The following is a 4,341-nucleotide window of genomic DNA, read 5'->3' as shown; positions in this document are numbered from 1 at the left end:
CGGCGCGGTCCCCATCGCGATCGCCGCATTGATCGCGCTGGGCGCCGCGGTGTTCATCGGGGGCGGCTTCATCGGGCACGGGATGATGTTCGCCAACCAGACCGCGGTGTCGGCGATCCTGGTGTTGGCGCTGTTCCACAGCGGCCTCGGCTGGGAGCGCATCTTCGACGCGCTGATCGGCGGTGGCGTGGCCATCGTGTTCGCAGTCCTGCTGTTCCCCGCCGACCCGCTGAAGGTGCTGCGCATTGCGCGCGTCGGCGTGCTGGGGGTGCTGCACGACGTGTTGGCGCGTGCCGCGGACGTCGCCGTCGGACGCAAAGCGCCGGCACCCGACTGGCCGCTGACGGCGGTCGACCGAGTACACGAACAGCTCAGCGGACTGCTCGAGGCGCGCACCACCGCCCGCCAAGTCGTGCGTATCGCGCCGCGCCGCTGGGGCATGCGCGACACGGTCCACGCCGCCGATCGCCAGGCCGTGTACGTGGCCCTGCTGGCCGGCTCGGTGCTGCAACTGGCCCGCGCCGTCGCCCCTACTCCCAATCCCACCTCTGACGGCTGTCGCGAGGGGCATCCGCAGATCGTGCACACCGTGTCGGTGGTGCTCGCGGCCGCGACAGCCCTTGCCGACCCCGACCCGGCCGGCGCGTGCGCGTACATCGCGTCCGCGCGTCACCACGCTTCGGAATTGCAGTCGGTTGCCCGCGAGAAAACGCAGTTGATCCTCGCCGACGTCGTCGGCGCGTGCGTCGACGACCTGCAACGCGTGATCGACCTACGGCACGGATAACGGTTCAGCGGGAGTCGGCCAGGAATTCCTGGACCAACTTCCGCGGGGCCTGCGTCAGCCAGGCCTCGGTGATCAGCTCCTCGAGGTCGCGCACGGAGACCTCGGCCAGCCGGACCAGCACGACCGGGTAGCCGTCGAAGTGGGGGGTCGTGAAATAGACGTCCGGCTCGTCGGTGATCAGCCCGAACTTGACCCCCTCGTCGGACACCCGCACGCCGAGGATGTCGCCCCCAGGCGGTTCCGACCCGTCGCGGGCCAGCGCCTCGCGTTCGGACGGGCGCAGCGGCCGCTCCCAGGCCAGCAACTTCTTGCCGACCCGCCAATCGTGCGGTGACGGCTCGGAGGTGAGTGCCAGCTCACGAACGATGTGGGCGACGTCGTACCACGTGGCCACCTCTCGATTGTGCTCCCGGTTTGGCCCGCGTGCCGCCGTATCGGCAAACGGTTTCGCGCCGCGGACGGCGCGACGGTCCGGCGTGTGATGTGATCAGCCATGTGACTGAAGCCGACGCCGGGGCCGCCCGCCGCCACCGGGTCACCCACCGCACCGAGTACCGCTACTCCGACGTCGTGACCAGCTCCTACGGCCGCGGTTTCCTCACCCCGCGGGATTCGCTGCGGCAGCGCTGCGTCGAGCACCGGCTGACCATCGAACCGGCCCCCGCCGACGTCTCCACCAGCGCCGACGTCTACGGCAACATCAGCTCGTACTTCCACGTCACCGAGCCGCACCACACCCTGACCGTCACCAGCGATTCCATCGTGGACGTCTATCCGCCGGCCCCGGGGCTCTACACCGCCGGGCCGGCGGTGCAGCCGTGGGAGGCCGCCCGGCCGACGGGAGGTGGGGGAGCGCTCGCCGCCGAATTCACCCTCGACCTGAATCCACCCGAGATCACCGACGAGGTGCGCGAGTACGCGGCGCCCAGTTTCGCCCCGGAGCGCCCGCTGGTGGACGTGCTGCGCGACCTCGCGTCGCGGATTTTCGCCGACTTCACCTACCGCTCGGGGTCGACGACGATTTCCACCGGGGTAAAAGAGGTTCTGGCGGCCCGGGAAGGGGTATGTCAGGACTTTGCACGGCTGGCGATCGCCTGCCTGCGCGCCAACGGTCTGGCGGCCAGCTACGTGTCCGGCTACCTGGCCACCGACCCACCCCCGGGGAAGGATCGAATGATCGGTATAGACGCCACCCACGCCTGGGCGGCGGTGTGGACACCGCAGCAGCCCGGCCAGTTCGAGTGGCTGGGCTTGGACCCCACGAACGACCAGCTGGTCGACGAGCGCTACATCATCGTCGGACGCGGCCGTGACTACGCGGACGTGCCGCCGCTGCGGGGCATCATCTACACCGAGTCGGAGCACAGCGTGATCGACGTGGCCGTCGACGTGGTGCCCTTCGAGGGGGACGTGCTCCATGCGTGACTTCAACTGCCCCAATTGCGGGCAGCGCCTGACGTTCGAGAACTCCACCTGCCTGAATTGCGGCAGCGCACTGGGTTTTTCGCTCGAACAGATGGCCCTGCTGGTGATCGCCGAGAACAACGCCGGCGAGCACGCGGGTTTCGTGGACGCGGCCGAGTATCAGCTGTGCGCCAATCTGCTACTGGCCGAATGCAATTGGCTGGTGCCCGTCAACAATCCGCGCCTGTTGTGCACGTCCTGCGCGCTGACCACCGTGCGGCCCAACGACGCCGACAGCGCCGGCCTGGCCGAGTTCGCCCGGGCCGAGGCGGCGAAGCGCCGGCTGATCGCCGAGCTGCATGAGCTCAAGTTGCCGATCATCGGGCGCGAAGAGGATCCCGAGCAGGGATTAGCTTTCCACCTGCTGTCCAGCGGGCACGAGAAGGTGATGACCGGGCACGACAACGGCGTGATCACCCTGGACCTGGCCGAGGGCGACGACGTGCACCGCGAGCAGCTGCGGGTGGAGATGGAGGAGCCGTACCGCACCCTGTTGGGGCACTTCCGGCACGAGATCGGGCACTACTACTTCTACCGGCTGATCGCCCCCTCCAGCGACTACCTGGCGCGTTTCAACGAGTTGTTCGGCGACCCCGACGCCGACTACCAGGAGGCGCTGGACCGGCACTACAGCGAGGGGCCGCCCGAGGATTGGCAGGAACACTTCGTCTCCTCGTACGCCACCATGCACCCCGCCGAGGACTGGGCCGAGACGTTCGCCCATTACCTGCACATCCGCGACACCCTGGACACCTCGGCGTGGTGCGGCTTCGCTTCGGCGTCGGCGACCTTCGACCGTCCGGCCCTGGGCCCCAGCGCTTTCCAGACGGTTATCGACATGTGGCTGCCACTGTCGTGGTCGCTGAACATGGTGAACCGGTCGATGGGCCACGACGACCTGTACCCGTTCGTGCTGCCGGTCGCTGTGCTGGAGAAGATGAAGTTCATCTACACCGTGATCGACGAGGTGACCTCCGAGTCGCGGGGACCGGCCGCCATCGCGGGGTAGTGGCGATCGCGAGCGCGGCCGCGCCGATCGCCAGCGCGGCGTAGCCGGGCGAAGCGGGTCGCCGCGAACAGCCCACGCCGGGCGAAGCGGATCGCCACCATGCACAATGGGCCCGTGTGCTTCTCGATGACGGCGGATCTTGCTGTGGGCACCGCCCTCTTGCCGGTAGCCGCCGCGACCCTGCGTGAGGTGAAGCACTGGCGCGAGGTGCCATTTGCTTTGCTGCCCACGGTGTTCGCGGCCCACCAGTTCATCGAGGCGGCGGTGTGGCCCAACAGCATTGTGTCAGCCGGGGCGGCCCAGTTGGCGGTGCGGGCCTACGTCTTCATTGCGCTGCCATTGCTTCCCGCACTGGTCCCAGTGGGGATCCTGATGCTGGAACCGCGCGGCGCCCGACTGCGGGTGGCGCCTTTCGCGGTGCTCGGCGCCGTCGTGTCGGCCTATCTCGCTTTCGTCGTTCTCACCCAGCCGATCGGCGTGCAGAGGTGCCCCCATGCGCTGGAATACCAGACCGGCGCTCGCGAAAGCTATCTGTGGGCGGCGCTTTACATCATCGCCGTCATCGGGCCGGCCGTGATGTCGGGCTATCGCTCCATCGTGGTGTTCGGATGGGCGAACCTGGTGGGGCTGATCGTGGTCGCCATCCTTTACCTCCAGGCATTCGCGTCGCTGTGGTGCATCTACGCCGCGGTGCTGTCGGTCCTGGTGTTGGTGCATATGCGTCGTCGTCGGCGGCTGCCCGATCCCCACCGGTTGCGCGGTGACGCCGTGGACCGGGCGACATCGGGCGTGTAGCCCGGATCTCCGTAATCCCTTGTGTCACTTTGGTTTCTGTGGTCACAACGCGGCGTTTTTTGTCGGTGGGTGTTTCTAGGGTGTGGGGTATGGGTGCGAGCAGTCGTGAGGAGATCGTCGAGGTCATCGACGCGCTCGATTGCGACGCGGACCGCCTGTGCGGGTTGTCTTTTGACGTGCTGACCACCCCGGAGCGGTTGGCTGCCCTGGAGCGGGTGGAGCGGGTGGCCCGCCAGCTGCGCGCGCCTCAGCACGCGTTGATCAACCAGCTCGACGCCCAGGCCAG

5 protein-coding genes and 1 pseudogene are annotated in these 4,341 nt (G+C 68.2%); 5 read left to right on the top strand and 1 reads right to left on the bottom strand.

The genetic code is table 11. The features are described 5' to 3' along the window. On the top strand, positions 1-787 hold a 787-nt coding region (locus A9X04_RS13460; protein WP_067921071.1), incomplete at its 5' end, for a hypothetical protein. A 4-nt stretch (positions 788-791) separates the two neighbouring features. On the opposite strand, the gene A9X04_RS13455 is transcribed toward A9X04_RS13460, so the two are convergent. Beyond that, a complete protein-coding gene (locus tag A9X04_RS13455) occupies positions 792-1,181 on the bottom strand; it encodes an MmcQ/YjbR family DNA-binding protein (RefSeq protein ID WP_067921069.1) in 390 nt (129 codons plus the stop codon). A 101-nt stretch (positions 1,182-1,282) separates the two neighbouring features. Between A9X04_RS13455 and A9X04_RS13450 the strand changes: the two genes are divergently transcribed. The 4 genes and pseudogenes from A9X04_RS13450 to A9X04_RS13435 all read left to right on the top strand — a co-directional run. Next, on the top strand, positions 1,283-2,212 hold the full coding sequence (locus A9X04_RS13450) for a transglutaminase family protein (protein ID WP_067921073.1): 930 nt from the start codon (positions 1,283-1,285) through the stop codon (positions 2,210-2,212). Further along, a complete protein-coding gene (locus A9X04_RS13445) occupies positions 2,205-3,260 on the top strand; it encodes a putative zinc-binding metallopeptidase (protein ID WP_067921068.1) in 1,056 nt (351 codons plus the stop codon). The genes A9X04_RS13450 and A9X04_RS13445 overlap by 8 nt, the downstream gene beginning before the upstream one ends. 99 nt (positions 3,261-3,359) lie before the next feature. Then, positions 3,360-4,055 (top strand): DUF6629 family protein, encoded by a 696-nt coding sequence (locus tag A9X04_RS13440; RefSeq protein ID WP_369828957.1) that lies wholly within the window; start codon positions 3,360-3,362, stop codon positions 4,053-4,055. Between the two features lie 89 nt (positions 4,056-4,144). Next, a pseudogene (locus A9X04_RS13435) lies at positions 4,145-4,341 on the top strand (hypothetical protein); the annotation flags it as partial.

Origin of the sequence: Mycobacterium sp. E3247 (assembly GCF_001667785.1) — a bacterium.
Classification (GTDB): Bacteria; Actinomycetota; Actinomycetes; order Mycobacteriales; family Mycobacteriaceae; genus Mycobacterium.
Note: the sequence above shows the minus strand (reverse complement) of the source record. Positions and strands in the feature narration are given on the sequence as shown.